The organism is Streptomyces sp. NPDC043876 (assembly GCF_056435825.1).
Window position 1 is genome coordinate 321,334 of record NZ_JBWKDV010000002.1, and the last position, 15,243, is coordinate 336,576.

Here is a 15,243-nt window from a genome sequence, read left to right on the forward strand (position 1 = left end):
CCGCACAGCACCAGGTGCTGGATCTTGGGCCGGAGCGCCCCCGCCACTCCTTCACCGTCAATACGTTCCTACGGCCGCCACGGTTCCAGAGTTGTCCCGGCCCGGGGCGGGTTCACCCGAAATGGGCACGGAGTTTTCCGTACGCGGCGGCAGGCGCACCGATCGCGTCCAGCCCCAGCAGCCCCGCACCCAGCACCGGCGGCGCGGTCACCACCGACACCCTGGCCAGCGGGGCGCGCGCGGCGAGCCCCTCCTCGATCCGGTCGTTGAGCCGGGCGTGACCGGCCGCCAGGACGCTGCCGCCCAGCAGGACGGGCGCCTCCCGGTCCAGCAGCCCGAGCCGTTCCAGGGCCACCGCGGCCAGCGCCACCACCTCGTCCGCCTGCCGTTCCACGAGCGCGCGGGCCACCGGGTCGCCCGCGGCGGCCACCGCGAAGAGCACCGGGACCAGTTCGTGCGTGCGCTCCGGCGCGATCTCCCCCAGGTGCACCGCCTCGATCAGCTCGGACATGGCGGCCAGCCCGAAGTGCCGCGGCAGGGCAGCGGCCAGCCCCGTCGGGCCGCCCCGGCCGTCCTCCGCCCGGGCCGCCCACCACACGGCCTCGGCGGCGAGCCCGCCGCCGCCGCCCCAGTCGCCGGAGAGCTGTCCCAGCGCCGGGAAGCGCGCGGTGCGCCCGTCGGGCAGCATGCCCACGCAGTTGATGCCCGCGCCGCACACCACCGCGACGCCCAGCGGCGGCCCGCTGCCCACCAGACCGGCGCGCAGGATCGCGAAGGTGTCGTTGCGGACCTCGACGGTCCGCCCCCAGCCCCGCGCCCGCAGGCCGTCGGTCAGCGCCTCCTCCTCGACCGGCAGGTCGGCGCCGGCCAGGCAGGCGGACACGTGGGCCACGGAGTCGGCCGAGTCCAGCGGCAGGCCGAGCGCCCGCGCCTTCGCGCGGGCCTCGTCGAGGGCCGGGGCGATCGCGTCGAAGGCCCCTTCGACGCCGACCGCCTGCGGCCGGAAGCCGGGCCCGCGGGCGGTGACGAGCACCGACCCGGCCGCGTCGACGAAGGCGAGGTCGGTCTTGCTGTTGCCCGCGTCGACGGCCAGCAGCACCGCGTCGCTCACGCCCATGCCAGGTGCTCCTTGTTGTGCGCGAGGAGCCGGTCGGTCAGCCCCTCGGCGAGGTCGAACTGCCCGACCAGCGGATGGGCGAGCAGCGCCTTGGCCACCCGCTCCCGGCCGCCGCGCAGGGCGGCGTCCAGCGCGAGGTCCTCGTAGGCGGAGACGTGCGCGATCAGCCCCGCGTACAGCGGGTCCAGCCGGGGCACGGCCAGCGGCACCGGGCCGGTGCGGTCCACCCGGGCCTGCACCTCGATGACCGCGTCGTCCGCGAGGAAGGGCAGGGCGCCGTTGTTCAGCGTGTTGACCACCTGGACGGGGCTGCCGCCGTCACCCAGCAGGGCCGCCGCCAGGTCGACGGCCGCCTCCGAGTAGAAGGCACCGCCCCGCTGGGCGAGCAGGGCCGGCTTCTCGTCGAGCGCGGGGTCGCCGTACATCTTCAGCAGGTCCTGCTCCATCGCGGCCACCTCGGCGGCGCGCGAGGGCTTCTGGCCCATCTCGCGCACCACCTCGTCGTGCGCGTAGTAGTACTTCAAGTAGTAGGACGGTACGACGCCCAGGCGGTCCAGGACCGCGCGCGGCAGCCGCAGGTCGGCGGCGACGGAGTCCCCGTGCTCCGCGATCAGCCGGGGCATCAGGTCCTCCCCGCCGGGTCCGCCGCGGCGCACGCCCAGTTCCCAGGTGAGGTGGTTCAGGCCGACGTGGTCGAGGTGCAGGTCACCGGGGGCGAGGTCGAGCAGGGCCGCGAAGGTGCGCTGGAGGTGGATCGCGACGTTGCACAGCCCGACCGCCTTGTGCCCGGCGCCCAGCAGGGCGCGGGTGACGATGCCGACCGGGTTGGTGAAGTCGATGATCCAGGCGTCCGGGTTGGCGCGCCGGATCCGCTCGGCGATGTCGAGGACGACGGGGACCGTGCGCAGCGCCTTGGCGAGGCCGCCCGCGCCCGTGGTCTCCTGGCCCACGCAGCCGCACTCCAGCGGCCAGGTCTCGTCCCGCTGGCGGGCCGCCTGTCCGCCGACGCGCAGCTGGAGCAGTACGGCGTCGGCGTCCGCGACCCCCGCGTCCAGGTCGGAGGTCGTGGTGATGGTTCCGGGGTGCCCCTGCCGGGCGAAGATCCGCCGGGCGAGCCCGCCGACCAGCTCCAGCCGGTCGGCGGCGGGGTCGATCAGCACCAGTTCGCCGATGGGCAGGGTGTCGCGCAGCCGCGCGAAGCCGTCGATCAGTTCGGGGGTGTAAGTGGAACCGCCGCCCACCACTGCGAGTTTCATGTCTAGCCTTTCACTCCGGTCAGCGTGACACCCTCGACGAACGCCTTCTGGGCGAAGAAGAAGAGGATGATCACGGGGGCCATGACCAGTACGGTCGCGGCCATGGTCAGGTTCCAGTTGGTCTGGTGCGCGCCCTTGAACGACTCCAGCCCGTAGCTGAGCGTCCAGGCGGCCGGGTTGTCGGAGGCGTAGATCTGCGGGCCGAAGTAGTCGTTCCAGGCGGAGAAGAACTGGAACAGCGCGACGGCGGCGATCCCGGGCTTGGCCATGGGCAGGACGACCCGCAGCAGGGTGCGGACCTCCCCGCAGCCGTCGACCCGCGCCGCGTCGAGGTACTCGTCGGGGATGGTCAGCAGGAACTGGCGCAGCAGGAAGATGGAGAAGGCGTCGCCGAAGGCCATCGGGATGATCAGCGGCCACAGCGTGCCGGACAGGTCGAGCTGCTTGGCCCAGAAGAGGTACATGGGGATGACCACCACCTGCGGCGGCAGCATCATCATCGAGACCACCAGCAGCAGCGAGAGCCGCCGGCCGCGGAAGCGGAACTTGGCGAGGGCGTAGGCGACGGGCACCGAGGACACCACGGTGAGCAGCGTCCCGAGTCCCGCGTACAGCAGGGTGTTGCGCCACCACAGGAGGAATCCGGGCGTGTGCCAGACCCGCGCGTAGTTGCCCCACTCCCAGGTGTGCGGCCACAGGTCGCGGGTGAGGGCCTGCTGGTTGCTCATCACCGAGGTGAGGAAGAGGAAGACGAAGGGGAGGACGAAGAAGAGCGCGGCGGCCACCCCGAGGGAGTGCACCGCGACCCAGTGCAGCACCTCCTTGCGGCGGTGGCGGGCCGCCGCCCGGCCGGAGGCGCCGGGGGCGGGGGCCGGGACCGTCCGCGGGGACGGGGTCGTGCCGGTGGTCACGGCCATCTCAGTCACCGCTTCCGATCAGTCCGCCACGGCGCCGCAGCAGGAGCGCGGTGAAGGCCATGGACAGGGCGAAGAGGACGAGCGCGACCACGCAGGCGGTGCCGTAGTCGAAGCGCTGGAACCCCAGGTTGTAGACGAGCTGCGGCAGGGTCAGCGTGGACTTGTCCGGGTACCCGGGCTCGACGCGCTGGCCCGAGCCGCCGATCACCCCGGCCGCCACCTTCCCCGCGACCAGGGGCTGCGTGTAGTACTGCATGGCCTGGATGACCCCGGTGACCACGGCGAACAGGATGATCGGGGAGATGTTCGGCAGGGTGATGTGCCGGAAGCGCGCCCAGGGCCCGGCCCCGTCCAGCTCCGCGGCCTCGTACTGCTCCTTCGGTACGTCGAGCAGCGCGGCCATGAAGATCACCATCAGGTCGCCCACCCCCCACAGCGCCAGCGCGGTCAGCGCGGGCTTGGACCAGTCGGCGTCGGTGAACCAGCCGGGCGCCGGCAGCCCGAGGGCCTCCAGCCCGGTGTTGACCGGCCCGGTGCCGGGGTTGAGCAGGAAGACGAAGCCGAGCGTCGCGGCGACCGGAGGGGCCAGGTAGGGCAGGTAGAACAGGGTGCGGAAGACCCCGGTCCCCGTCTTGATCTTCGTGATGAGCAGGCCGACGCCGAGGCCGAAGGCCACCCGGAAGCTCACCATCACCACGACCAGCCACAGCGTGTTGCGCATCGCCGGCCAGAACATCGGGGAGTCGGTGAAGACGTACGACCAGTTGGCCAGGCCGTTGAAGACCGGCGGCCGGAAGCCGTCGTACTGGGTGAAGGAGAAGTACACCGTGGACAGCAGCGGGTAGGCGAAGAAGACCGCGAACCCGATCAGCCACGGGGACATGAAGGCCGCGGTCCGCAGCGCCGAGCGGCGCCGTTTCGCGCGCGGGGTGAAGGTGGTCATCGGCTATTCGGCCTTCGCGATGTCCGTGTCGATCTGCTGGTCGGTCTTGGCGAGGCCGGCCTGGAGGTCGGGCACGGCGCCCTTCTCGACCGCGTACGCGAAGTCCGCGAAGGTCAGCTGGTAGGTGCCGCCGTCGGCCTGGGCCGGGGTGGTGTTCGACTTCGGGTGCTTGGCGATGTCGATGAAGGTCTTGAACTCCGGCGCGACCTGGAGCTTCGGCGAGTCCAGTGCGGCGAGCGTGGAGGGGATGTTGTGGATGTCGTTGGCGAAGGCCACCACCGCGTCGGTGTCGGTGGTCATGTACTTCACCAGCTCCCAGGCCGCGTTCTGCTTGGTGCTGCCGGAGGCGATGCCCATGACGGTGCCGGACAGGTAGCCCTTCCCGTAGTCGGCGAGCTGGTCGTCCGGCACGGGCATCGGCGCGGTGGCGATCTCGAAGTTCGTCCCGGCCGCCTTCGCCATCGCGGCCCGCCACTCGCCGTCGATCTGCATGGCGACCAGGCCCTTGTTGAAGGGGTGTTCGGCGCTCCACTCGTCACCGAAGGTGGTGCGGAACTTCTCCAGCTTCTCGTAGCCGCCCAGCTTGGCGACCAGGTCCTTCTGCGCGTTCAGCATCTTGGCGAAGGCGGGGTCCTTGGCCAGGTTCGACTTGCCGTCGGCGGCGAAGTACGTCGGGCTCCACTGTGCGGCCAGCCGCATCGGCGTGGTCTCGTAGCCGTGGAAGGTGGGCATCAGGCCGAGCTGCTGGTAGGTGTCCCCGCTCTGCTTGGTCAGCGCCTGCGCGTCCGCGACGAACTGGCTCCACGTCTTGGGCGGTTCGGTGATCCCGGCGGCGGCGAAGGCGGTCTTGTTGTAGACGAGGCCGTAGGCGTCGTTCAGCAGCGGCAGGGTGCACTGGTTGCCCTTGAACTGGGTGTACTCCAGCAGGGTCTTGGGGAAGACCTTCGTCTTGTCGATGTCCGACTTGGCGAGGAAGGGGTTCAGGTCCGCGAAGGCCTTCGAGGTGCAGAACTTGCCGACGCTGTCGGTACTGAAGGACGACACCACGTCCGGGGCCTTGCTGCCGCCCGCCCGCAAAGCCTGGTTGATCTTGTCGTCGGTCATGTTGCCGGTGACCTTGACCTTGATGTTGGGGTGCGCCTTCTGGAACCGGGCGACGTTGTCCTCGATGGCCTTGACCTCGCGGGGCTCCACCCAGCCGTGCCAGAAGTTCAGGGTGACCTCTTTGTTCGGGTCGTCGGAGGCCGCGGCACCGCTCTGCCCGGTACACCCGGTGGCGAGGGCGGATATCGCGGCGAGTGCGGCCGCGAGGGTGGTCAGGCGGCGGGTGCGTCCGGGCATGGCTGTGTCTCTCTCTGCGCGGGGAACGTCCGGTCGGGGTCCAACGGGAGGAGCGGGGAGGAGCCGGCGGTGCGGGTGGGGCGTGGGGGACGGGTGGGCCGGGTGGTCTTCGTCATGCGGTGATGCGTGACGCGTGAGGGGTGATGCGGTGCCGCGCCCGGCAGGGCCGGGCGCGGTGGATCAGCGGGAGGTGTCGAAGACCTCGTCGCGGGTCGCGGCGAGCGCGGTCTCCAGCGCGCCGCGCAGCACCGGGCGCGTGCGCACCTCGCCGGTCACCAGCCGCGGCCGGGAGGGGGCGAGGTCGCCCAGTTCGGCTTCGATCAGCTCGCGCAGCCGGTCCCCGCCCGCGGCGGTCACGGCGCCGGAGAGCACCACGATCTCCGGGTCCAGGACGGCGACCAGCGATGCCAGACCGGTGGCGAGCGCGGTGGCGTACGCCTCCAGCAGCCGCAGGTACGGTCCCACGGGCTCGGCGGCGGCCCGCTCCAGCAGCGTCACCGCGCTCGCCACGTCGGCGGCGTGCCCGGGGGTGCCCGGCGCGGGCGGATCCGCGTGCGGCATCTCCAGGCCCAGCGAGGCGGCCAGGCCGGGCAGCACCTCCACGCCCGCCAGCTCCTGGTAGCCACCGGAGTTCTCCCGGGTCACGTGGCGCACCAGCGGACGCCCGGGGACCGGCAGGTAACCGACCTCGCCCGCGCCGCCGGTCCAGCCGCGGTGCAGCCGTCCGCCGATGACCAGGGCCGCGCCGAGGCCCTCCTCGTTCCAGAGCAGGACGAAGTCCTCGTGCCCGCGGGCCGCGCCCAGGCGCTGCTCGGCGACCGCGGCGAGGTTCACGTCGTTCTCGTACTCGACGGGCATCGGCAGCGCCGCCGCCAGCTCGTCCAGGAGGGTGGGGGAGTGCCAGCCGGGGAGGTGGTCGGCGTAGCGCAGGACCCCCGTGCGCGGGTCGAAGGAGCCCGGGGTGGCGATCACCAGGCGCTGGACGTCGCAGCGCTGGAGGCCGGCCGCCTTGACGGCCTCGCCCAGGGCTTCGGTGACCTGGTCGACGACGGGTGTACCGGGACCCGGGTTGGGCAGTTCGCAGCTGCCGACGACCTCCCCGGCCAGGTCGGCGACGGAGGCGATGATGCGGCCCGGAGTGACGTCGAGTCCGGCGGCGTAGGCGGCCCGGGCGTTGAGGGCGTACAACTGGGCGTTGGGGCCGGGGCGGCCGGTGGCGGTGCCGGTGGCCACGACCAGTCCCCGGGCCTCCAGCCGCGCCAGCAGCTGGGAGGCGGTGGGCTTGGAGAGGCCGGTGAGGCGGCCGATCCGGGTCCGGGACAGGGGACCGTGGGCCAGCAGCAGGTCCAGTGCGGCGCGGTCGTTCATCGCGCGCAGCAGGCTGGGGGTTCCGGGGGTGGTGCCGGCCATGGGGTGTTCTCTCCCTGAATCAGGTGTGAACTGTTAGGTAAGTTTCCTATCAGCCGTCGGCCCATGTCAATGGCGGTCGCGACAATGCCGCTGCCCCCGCGGAAAACGATCGGCGGGGGCAGCGGCGGTGCGGGTCGGCGGGGCGGGTCGACGGGGCAGCGGCGGTGCGGGCGCCGGTGCGGGCCGCGAGCCTACTGGGTGGGCGCGGACCCGCGGGGCGAACGCGGTCGTACTCCGTGAACGGTCCTACTTGGTGATGCGGGGCATCCCCGGACCCGTGACCGGCGCCGGGATCGGGGCGGTCGCCAGCGACTGCGGCGAGGCCGGGTTGGCCAGCGCGGACGGCGCGGCGACCGCGGCCGAGGGATCCGGGGCCTCCGTCTCGTCCTCCGCGGGCGGCATCCCGCCGATGATCTGGATGTCCGCCTCGTCGAAGGCTTCCTTGATCCGCCAGCGCAGCTCGCGCTCCACCGCGAACTGCTGGCCGGGCATGGTCTTGGCGGACACCTTCAGGGTCATCGAGGCGAGGAGCACCTCGTCCAGGCCCAGCACCTCCACCGGTCCCCAGAGCCGCTCGTTCCACGGCGTCTCCTTCGCCATGTCCTCCGAGACCCGCTCGATCACCCGGCGGATGCGGGCCATGCTCTCGGACGGCTTGACCTGGACGTCCACGGTCGCCGTCGACCAGCCCTGGCTGAGGTTGCCGATCCGCTTGATCTCGCCGTTGCGGACGTACCAGATCTCGCCGTTGTCCCCGCGCAGCTTGGTCACGCGCAGGCCGACCTCGATGACCTCGCCCGAGGCCACCCCGGCGTCGATCTTGTCCCCGACGCCGTACTGGTCCTCCAGGATCATGAACACACCGGAGAGGAAGTCCGTCACCAGGTTCCGGGCGCCGAAACCGATCGCCACACCGGCCACACCGGCGCTCGCCAGCAGCGGACCGAGATTGATGTCCAGGGCGCCGAGCACCATCAGCCCGGCGGTCCCCAGGATCAGGAAGGACGCCACCGAGCGCAGCACCGAACCGATCGCCTCGGAGCGCTGGCGCCGCCGCTCGGCATTGACCAGCAGCCCGCCGAGGGCCGTGCCCTCCACCGCCTCCGCGCCGCGGTTCATCCGCCCTATCAGCTTGGTCAGCGACTTGCGGACCACGGAGCGCAGGGCGGCCGCGATGACGATGATCAGCAGGATCTTCAGGCCGAGGAAGAGCCAGTCGGCCCAGTTCTGCTGGATGAAACCGGCGGCGTTGTCGACGCTCTGACCGGCTTCCTCGGCGTTGCGGGGCATGGCGGGGACGTCATCGGCCAGCGGGAACGGGGCGGCGGGCCAGGGCACGGCAGAAAACCTCCAGGCATAGCGGTCTGCCCGCCGGGGGCCCCAGGACGTGTCCGGGGGTTTGCGCGGGCAGACCAACCACACTAACGGGGCAATCCAGCGGTCCCGTTGCCGTGTCGCCCGGGAGAGACCGGACTCACCCGAGGACGGCCCCCGTGTGGTCGAAAACACCTCCGACCCGTTACGGGCGCGTGGTGGCGCTTCGACCAGCGGTAAGGAGAAACTGGAAAGCAGATCGTCCCGGCGCGAGCCACGCGCCGCCGGCGTACAAGGAGGCAGTCCGTGCCGCACGTCCTGGTCCTCAACGCGTCGTACGAGCCCCTCGGCGTCGTACCGCTCCGTCGCGCGCTCGTCCTCGTCCTGGAGAACAAAGCGGTCTCCCTGGAGGACTCCGGCGCCTTTCTGCACAGTTCGACGAGAGTCGTCCCCGCGCCCAGCGTGGTCAGGCTCAAGCGATTTGTGCGGGTCCCCTACCGGGGGCCCGTTCCGCTCACCCGGCGTGCCCTCTTCGCGCGGGACGGCGGGCGCTGCATGTACTGCGGCGCCGTCGCCACCAGCGTCGACCACGTCATCCCGCGCAGCCGGGGTGGCCAGCACGCCTGGGACAACGTCGTCGCCGCCTGCCGGCGGTGCAACCACGTCAAGGCCGACCGGCACCTCCCCGAGCTGGGGTGGCGGCTGCGGCACCAGCCGGCGCCGCCGTCGGGGCTGGCCTGGCGGATCATCGGGACCGGGCACCGGGATCCGTGCTGGATGCCGTATCTCCAGCCGTACGGGGCCGATGACGCGCTCGACCGCATCGGGGTCGGGGTGTCCGATCCTGCGCGGATCGGGGCGGCGGCGTCCTGACGGGGGTTCCGGGGCGGGCCTTTGCCGTCCCCGGGGTCCCCTTCCCCTTCCCCTTCGCCATCCCCGGATCAGCCTTGCCCATGTCCTGGTCCAGCCGGGTCCGTGCTTCCGTCTGCGGTGGGGCCGTGCGGCCTTGTGGGGCCTCCGGCGGGCCCTCAAACGCCGGGCGGGCTGGAGTTGCGCCGGGTCGGAGCTGGGTTTGGCTGGTGTTCCGGTCGAGGGAGGGGTTCTGGGCGAAGGGTCGGGAATGCGGTACCGCCGGATGGGTAGGGCTGCGGTGTTCCCCGTAACGGGGGGCGGCCGTGCGTCGTCAGCACACCGGGAGTACCGCCGTGAACGTTCCTGTCCGTCCTGTCCGTCCTGTCCGCCCCGTCCGGGCCGGGCCGGCTTCCGCCGGCTCCGTACCGCTGCTCGCCCATCTGCCCCGGCGGCTCTCCGTGACCGGGGGCGACGCCCCCGGCCCGCTCACCAGTGAGTCCCCGCTCGCGGACACCGCCCACGCGCCGCTCACCAGTGAACCGCCGCTCACCGACGAGGCTCCGCTGACCTGCGAGCCGACCACCCCCGCCGCCGCCGCGGGTTAGCCGAGGGATACGCATGGACCTGGCCCGGCTCGCCGCCCACCACGGAGTCGCCACCTCCTACCACCCCTCGGCCGGCGTGAGCGTCCAGGTCCCGGAGCGGACCGTCGTGACCGTGCTCGGGCTGCTGGGCGTGGACGCGGCGACGCCGCAGGCCGTACGGGACGCGCTCGCGCGCGCCGAGCGGGAGGCGGCGCAGCGGCTGCTGCCGACCACCCTGGTCCACTGGGAGGGCGCCGCGCCCCCCGCCGCGCTGGCCGCGCTGCCCCCGGGCACGCGGATCCTGCTGGACCCGGAGGAAGGGGAGGCCGCCGCGTGGGAGACCGGTCCGGGCGGGCCGCTCCCGGCCGGCGGGCTGCCGCTCGGGGTGCACCGGATCACGGTGACGCACCCCGACGGGCGGACCGGCGGGGCCACCCTGATCGTGGCGCCCGACCGGGCCCCGGCCGCGCCGGAGCGCGCCCACGGCCTGCTGGTCCAGCTCTATTCGCTGCTCTCCGAGGACTCCTGGGGCATGGGCGACCTCGGTGACCTCGCGCACCTCGCCCGCTGGGCCGGGCAGACCCACGGCGCCGGGTTCATCCAGGTCAACCCGCTGCACGCGGCCGTCCCCGGCACCCCGACCGACCCCTCGCCCTACCGGCCCTCCTCCCGCCGCTTCCCGGACCCGGTGCACCTGCGGATCGCGGACCTCCCCGAGTACGCCGCCTGCCCGGACCGGGAGGCCCTGGACGCGCTGGCCGTGCGGGGGGCCGAGCTGAACCGCCGGGTGCTGGAGAAGGACGCGCTGATCGACCGGGACGCGGTCTGGGCCCTCAAGCGGTCCGCCCTGGAGCTGCTGTACGCCGTCCCGCGCGACCCGGACCGCGAGGCGGACCTCGCCCGCTTCGCGGCCGAGGGCGGGACCGCGCTGGCCCGGCACACGGCCTGGTGCGCGCTGGCCGAGCGGCACGGCCCGGACCCGGCGGCCTGGCCGGAGGGCGCCGAGCCGGACCCCGCCGACCTCGCGTTCCACCGCTGGCTGGCCTGGCTCACCGATGCCCAGCTCACCGCCGCCCAGCGCGGGGCCCGAGAGGCGGGCATGGCGGTGGGCATCGTCCACGACCTCGCCGTCGGGGTGCATCCCTTGGGCGCCGACGTCCGGGCCGCGGGGGACACGTACGCCGTGGACGCCTGTGTCGGCGCCCCGCCGGACGCCTTCAACGCGCGCGGGCAGGACTGGGGCCTGCCCCCCTGGCGCCCGGACCGGCTCGCCGCCAGCGGTTACGCGCCCCTGCGCGACCTGCTGCGCGGGGTGTTCCGCTACGCCGGAGCGCTGCGGATCGACCACGTCATGGGCCTGTTCCGGCTCTGGTGGATCCCCCGGGACACCCCGCCCGCCGAGGGCACGTACGTCTCGTACGACGGCGAGGCCATGCTCGCGGTGCTGGTGCTGGAGGCCCACCGGGCCGGGGCGCTGGTCATCGGCGAGGACCTCGGGACGGTGGAGCCGGGGGTCCGCGAGGCGCTCGCCCGGCGCGGGGTGCTGGGCACCTCCGTGCTGTGGTTCGAGCGGGACTGGGCGGGCGGCGGGGCCCCGCTGCCCCCGGAGCGGTGGCGCGCGGACTGCCTGGCGACCGCCACCACCCACGATCTGCCGCCCAGCGCCGCGAAACTGGCCGGCAGTCACGTCGAACTGCGCGACCGGCTGGGCCTGCTGACCCGTCCGGCCGCGCAGGAGCGGTCGGAGGATGCCGCCGACACCGAGGAGTGGCTGGCCGTGCTGGACCGGCTCGGCCTGGACACCAAGGGCGAGGAGGCCGCCGTCCGCGCCCTGTACGGGTTCCTGCTGCGCACCCCGGCCCGGCTGGTCGGCGTATGGCTCCCGGACGCGGTGGGGGACCGGCGGCCGCAGAACCTGCCGGGGACCTGGGACCAGTACCCCAACTGGCGGCTCCCGGTCGCCGACGCGGCGGGGCGGCCGCTCACGCTGGAGCGGCTGATCGCGTCGCCGCGGGCGAACGCCCTGCTGAGCGCGGTGCACGGAGCCGGTCACCCCCGTACGGCACCCCCGGGCGCGCGCACTGTTTAGGTGTTCGCTACGTTTGCACCGTGGACAAGAAGAACGCTCTGCGCGCCGGCGCCGTCACGGCCGGAACGACGCTGATGATGCTGCTGATGACGTCTCCCGCGCTCGCGGCGGCCCGCGACGACGGCGCCGACCCGGGCAAGGGCCTGAGCATCGCCGAGACGCTCGGCCTGTACGTGGCCGCGCCCCTCGTGCTGTTCCTGGTCATCGCGGGTCTCGTGATGGTCGGCGACAAGTCGCGCAAGACGCGGGACCAGCAGGGCTGACCCCGCGGGGTCGGCCCCCTCAAGGCTTCCGGGGCGCCGGAGGTCCGCAGCCCGGTACGTGACGCGTGACGCGTCAGGTACCGGCGGCTCGTGGACCTCCGGCGCCCTTTCGCGTACCCGCCGGGCGCCGCCGCGGCACCGGCTCAGAGGCCGCCGAGGAGCTTGCGCAGCAGGGCGGTCAGGACGGTGACCTCTTCCTCGTCCAGCCCGGCCAGGCCCGCCCGCTGGACCTCCAGCCCCGCCGTGACCGCCTCGTCGATGAGCGCGAGGCCGCGCTCGGTGACCGTCACCTGGATCCCGCGCCGGTCGTGCGGGTCGGGGCTGCGGGCGAGCAGCCCGGCCTTCTCCAGCTTGTCCAGCCGCCCGGTCATGCCGCCCGTGGTGAGCATGAGCGTGGCCGAGAGCTGGCGCGGCGAGAGGGTGTAGGGCGCGCCGGAGCGGCGCAGCGTGGCGATGACGTCGAACTCGCCGCGGGAGATGCCGTATCGGGCGTAGGTCCGGTCCATGGCGTCGCCCATAGCCCGGCTGATCCGGTAGATCCGGCCGAAGACGGCCATCGGCGTCACGTCCAGCTCCGGGCGGACCGCGTTCCACTGGTCCGTGATCGCGTCGACCGCGTCCTTTTCGCTCATGTGTGGAGTATCCCGAGTCCGGTCGATCGACCGCAAGAAAGTTGCTTGACGATAAGTAGCTTAGCGGTAAGCTACTTCCTGACAATCTACTTGGGGGGCAGTGATGTCGGCGAAGCGGTGGCACGGGACAGCGGCGGGGGAACGGGTCGCCGGGGAGCGGGAACTGCTCGTGGCGGCGGGGATCAGCGCGGTGGGGACCGGCATGTACGTCCCCTTCACGCTGGTCTTCTTCCACCAGGTCACCGGCCTCTCCTTCGCGGCCGTCGGCCTGGTGCTCACCCTCACGGGACTGGCCGGGCTCGCGCTGATGCCGCTGGCGGGCGTGGCCGTCGACCGGTTCGGCGCCCGGCCGGCCGTCCTCGTCCTCTACGGGATCCGCACGCTCGGCTTCCTCCTCTACCCGCTGGCGACCGCGCCGGCCGCCTTCGCCGCCGTCGCCCTCTTCACCGCCCTCGCCGACCGCTCCTTCGCGGTGGTCCAGCAGTCGCTGATCGGCGAGGTGGCGCGCGGGGCGGCCCGGGACCGGCTCCAGGCCTCGCTGCGGGCCCTGCAGAACGCCGGGATGGGCGCCGGGGCCATGATCGTGTCCGGGGTGCTGGCCCTGTGGGGAACGGGCGGCTTCTCCTGGACCGCCTGGGCCAACGCGCTGGCCTTCGCCCTGGCTGGTCTCCTGGCCGCCCGGATCCGCCCCGTCCGGCCGGTCGGCGACCCCGCCGGTGCGCCCGCCGCCACGGCGCGCCGCCCGGCCGCCGGGTACCGGACGGTACTGGCCGACCGGCCCTTCCTCGCGCTGACCGCCGCCAACTTCCTGACCGCCCTCGGGTACGCGGCCCTCTCGGTCCTCTTCCCGCTGTACATCGCCACCTGGCTGCGCGGCCCCGACTCGCTGACCGGCGCCGCCTTCACCCTCAACACCGTCCTGTGCGCCGGGGTCGGCGTCCTGATCGCGGGCCGGGTCCGCCGCTCCGGCGCCCGCCGCACCCGCTCCGCCGCCCTGGGGGCCCTGCTCTTCGCCGCCGCCTTCACCGGCCAGATCGTCCTCGGCACCCTGCGCCCCGGCTCGGCCGGCCTGCTGGCCGGACTCCTGGTGATCGTGGCCGTCTACACCCTCGGCGAACTGGTCCACAGCCCCTCCGGCGGCGCCCTTTCGGTCTCCGCCGCGCCGGAGGCGGTGCGCGGCCGCTACCTCGCCACCTACCAGCTGTCCTATTCGCTCGCCGGAGCCCTGGCGCCGTCCCTGTTCACCGCCCTGCTGGACGTCGACGGGCGGCTGCCGTGGGCCGTGCTCGCCGTCGCCGCGCTGGGCGCGGCGGGGGCCCTGGTCCGGCTGGAACGGCACCTGCCGACCGAGGCCGTGTACGCCGAGCCGCCGGTCGCGACCGCGGTGGCCGCCCCGGCCCCGGCGGTCGCTCCGGTCCCGGCCGCCGTGGTCGCGCGCGTCCCGGCCGCCGTCTGAATCCCGTCCGCCTCCGTTTGTACGTCTGCGTCCCGCCCGCCTTCCGCCTTCCGTCCGAGGAGTCCGCCATGAAGCGCCTCGCCACCGTCGCCCTGACCGCACTCGCCCCCGTCTCCTGGGGCTCCACCTACGCCGTCGCCACCGAACTGCTGCCGCCCGACCGGCCCCTGTTCACCGGGGTGATGCGCGCGCTGCCCGCCGGGCTGATGCTCATCGCCGTGGCCCGGGTCCTGCCGAAGGGCGCCTGGTGGTGGAAGTCCGCCGTCCTGGGCGCGCTGAACATCGGTGCCTTCTTCCCGCTGCTGTTCCTGGCCGCCTACCGGCTGCCCGGCGGGGTCGCCGCCGTCCTGGGCTCGATGGGTCCGCTGGTGGTCATCGGGCTCGCCGCCCTGCTGCTGGGGGAGCGGGCCGGTACCAAGGCGCTGCTCGCCGCGATCGTGGGCGCCTTCGGGGTCAGCATGGTGGTGCTCAAGGCCGGCGCCGCGCTCGACCTGGTCGGCGTACTCGCCGGAGTCGCCTCCTCCGCCTCGATGGCGGCCGGCACGGTCATGACGAAGCGCTGGGGCCGCCCGGACGGCGTCGGTCCGCTGGCCCTGACGGGCTGGCAGCTGACCGCGGGCGGGCTGCTGCTCCTGCCGGTCGCCGCCCTGGTCGAAGGCGCCCCGCCCGCCCTCGACGGCAAGGCCTTCCTCGGCTACGGCTACATGATGCTGATCAACACCGGCATCGCGTACTGGCTCTGGTTCCGCGGGATCGGCCGCCTCACCGCGACCTCCGTGACCCTGCTCGGCCCGCTCTCGCCGCTCACCGCCGCCGTCATCGGCTGGGCCGCCCTCGGCCAGGCGCTCTCGCCGGTCCAGGTGACCGGGATGGCGATCGCCTTCACGGCGACGATCGTGGGGCAGCTGCCGGGCCGGACCCCGCGTCCGCGCTCCGGCTTCGGCTCCCGCTCCGGCCTCGGCTCCCGGCGATCGTTCGTGATATCTGAACAGATTGATCGAAACATTTCGATGGACCTGGTGAATGGGCAGGTGCGACGGTAGCGGCACGACACACACCGGGAGTACCG

The 15,243-nt window shown here is 73.3% G+C and carries 14 protein-coding genes; 6 read left to right on the forward strand and 8 right to left on the reverse strand.

The window, feature by feature from the left end; all coding sequences use genetic code 11:
- Window positions 1-112 precede the first annotated feature (112 nt).
- From AC0693_RS06640 to AC0693_RS06670, 7 genes are all read right to left on the reverse strand, one after another.
- The gene (locus AC0693_RS06640) at window positions 113-1,117 is read right to left on the reverse strand and encodes an N-acetylglucosamine kinase (RefSeq protein WP_468463260.1); all 1,005 of its coding nucleotides are present in this window, start codon (window positions 1,115-1,117) and stop codon (window positions 113-115) included.
- Window positions 1,108-2,373, reverse strand: coding sequence for a 6-phospho-beta-glucosidase (locus tag AC0693_RS06645; protein ID WP_478801149.1), 1,266 nt, complete (start codon window positions 2,371-2,373; stop codon window positions 1,108-1,110). The genes AC0693_RS06640 and AC0693_RS06645 overlap by 10 nt, the downstream gene beginning before the upstream one ends.
- 2 nt (window positions 2,374-2,375) lie before the next feature.
- A complete protein-coding gene (locus tag AC0693_RS06650) occupies window positions 2,376-3,290 on the reverse strand; it encodes a carbohydrate ABC transporter permease (protein ID WP_469333789.1) in 915 nt (304 codons plus the stop codon).
- Window position 3,291: 1 nt separating this feature from the next.
- Window positions 3,292-4,233 carry a carbohydrate ABC transporter permease gene (locus AC0693_RS06655; protein WP_356404805.1) on the reverse strand — a complete coding sequence of 314 codons (942 nt, stop codon included), beginning with the start codon at window positions 4,231-4,233 and terminating at the stop codon, window positions 3,292-3,294.
- Between the two features lie 3 nt (window positions 4,234-4,236).
- A complete protein-coding gene (locus AC0693_RS06660) occupies window positions 4,237-5,574 on the reverse strand; it encodes an extracellular solute-binding protein (RefSeq protein ID WP_478801150.1) in 1,338 nt (445 codons plus the stop codon).
- 180 nt (window positions 5,575-5,754) lie between these two features.
- Complete coding sequence (locus tag AC0693_RS06665; RefSeq protein ID WP_478801151.1) at window positions 5,755-6,984, reverse strand: ROK family transcriptional regulator; 1,230 nt, start codon at window positions 6,982-6,984, stop codon at window positions 5,755-5,757.
- A 246-nt stretch (window positions 6,985-7,230) separates the two neighbouring features.
- The gene (locus tag AC0693_RS06670) at window positions 7,231-8,274 is read right to left on the reverse strand and encodes a mechanosensitive ion channel family protein (RefSeq protein ID WP_356404880.1); all 1,044 of its coding nucleotides are present in this window, start codon (window positions 8,272-8,274) and stop codon (window positions 7,231-7,233) included.
- Between the two features lie 330 nt (window positions 8,275-8,604).
- Here AC0693_RS06670 and AC0693_RS06675 point away from each other — a divergent pair, with 330 nt between their 5' ends.
- From AC0693_RS06675 to AC0693_RS06690, 4 genes are all read left to right on the forward strand, one after another.
- Complete coding sequence (locus AC0693_RS06675) at window positions 8,605-9,171, forward strand: HNH endonuclease (protein ID WP_356404811.1); 567 nt, start codon at window positions 8,605-8,607, stop codon at window positions 9,169-9,171.
- A 332-nt stretch (window positions 9,172-9,503) separates the two neighbouring features.
- Window positions 9,504-9,755, forward strand: a complete 252-nt coding sequence (locus tag AC0693_RS06680; protein WP_478740773.1) for a hypothetical protein — start codon at window positions 9,504-9,506, stop codon at window positions 9,753-9,755.
- A 13-nt stretch (window positions 9,756-9,768) separates the two neighbouring features.
- Window positions 9,769-11,823, forward strand: coding sequence for a 4-alpha-glucanotransferase (locus tag AC0693_RS06685; protein WP_478801152.1), 2,055 nt, complete (start codon window positions 9,769-9,771; stop codon window positions 11,821-11,823).
- Between the two features lie 20 nt (window positions 11,824-11,843).
- Window positions 11,844-12,086 (forward strand): hypothetical protein, encoded by a 243-nt coding sequence (locus AC0693_RS06690; RefSeq protein ID WP_356404817.1) that lies wholly within the window; start codon window positions 11,844-11,846, stop codon window positions 12,084-12,086.
- Between the two features lie 143 nt (window positions 12,087-12,229).
- On the opposite strand, the gene AC0693_RS06695 is transcribed toward AC0693_RS06690, so the two are convergent.
- A complete protein-coding gene (locus tag AC0693_RS06695) occupies window positions 12,230-12,718 on the reverse strand; it encodes a MarR family winged helix-turn-helix transcriptional regulator (protein WP_468463263.1) in 489 nt (162 codons plus the stop codon).
- Window positions 12,719-12,821: 103 nt separating this feature from the next.
- On the opposite strand from AC0693_RS06695, the gene AC0693_RS06700 reads away from it, so the two are divergent.
- Both AC0693_RS06700 and AC0693_RS06705 read left to right on the forward strand, forming a co-directional pair.
- Complete coding sequence (locus tag AC0693_RS06700) at window positions 12,822-14,174, forward strand: MFS transporter (RefSeq protein ID WP_478801153.1); 1,353 nt, start codon at window positions 12,822-12,824, stop codon at window positions 14,172-14,174.
- A 68-nt stretch (window positions 14,175-14,242) separates the two neighbouring features.
- Window positions 14,243-15,217 (forward strand): EamA family transporter, encoded by a 975-nt coding sequence (locus tag AC0693_RS06705; protein ID WP_478801154.1) that lies wholly within the window; start codon window positions 14,243-14,245, stop codon window positions 15,215-15,217.
- The last annotated feature ends 26 nt before the right edge of the window (window positions 15,218-15,243 follow it).

What these genes read in the sequence shown, in the direction of transcription:
- AC0693_RS06670 (WP_356404880.1), bottom strand. Translation starts at nt 8,274, where the DNA reads ATGCCCCGCAACGCCGAGGAAGCCGGTCAGAGCGTCGACAACGCCGCC.
- AC0693_RS06640 (WP_468463260.1), bottom strand. Translation starts at nt 1,117, where the DNA reads ATGGGCGTGAGCGACGCGGTGCTGCTGGCCGTCGACGCGGGCAACAGC.
- AC0693_RS06650 (WP_469333789.1), bottom strand. Translation starts at nt 3,290, where the DNA reads ATGGCCGTGACCACCGGCACGACCCCGTCCCCGCGGACGGTCCCGGCC.
- AC0693_RS06695 (WP_468463263.1), bottom strand. Translation starts at nt 12,718, where the DNA reads ATGAGCGAAAAGGACGCGGTCGACGCGATCACGGACCAGTGGAACGCG.
- AC0693_RS06660 (WP_478801150.1), bottom strand. Translation starts at nt 5,574, where the DNA reads ATGCCCGGACGCACCCGCCGCCTGACCACCCTCGCGGCCGCACTCGCC.
- AC0693_RS06665 (WP_478801151.1), bottom strand. Translation starts at nt 6,984, where the DNA reads ATGGCCGGCACCACCCCCGGAACCCCCAGCCTGCTGCGCGCGATGAAC.
- AC0693_RS06685 (WP_478801152.1), top strand. Translation starts at nt 9,769, where the DNA reads ATGGACCTGGCCCGGCTCGCCGCCCACCACGGAGTCGCCACCTCCTAC.
- AC0693_RS06700 (WP_478801153.1), top strand. Translation starts at nt 12,822, where the DNA reads ATGTCGGCGAAGCGGTGGCACGGGACAGCGGCGGGGGAACGGGTCGCC.
- AC0693_RS06655 (WP_356404805.1), bottom strand. Translation starts at nt 4,233, where the DNA reads ATGACCACCTTCACCCCGCGCGCGAAACGGCGCCGCTCGGCGCTGCGG.
- AC0693_RS06645 (WP_478801149.1), bottom strand. Translation starts at nt 2,373, where the DNA reads ATGAAACTCGCAGTGGTGGGCGGCGGTTCCACTTACACCCCCGAACTG.
- AC0693_RS06705 (WP_478801154.1), top strand. Translation starts at nt 14,243, where the DNA reads ATGAAGCGCCTCGCCACCGTCGCCCTGACCGCACTCGCCCCCGTCTCC.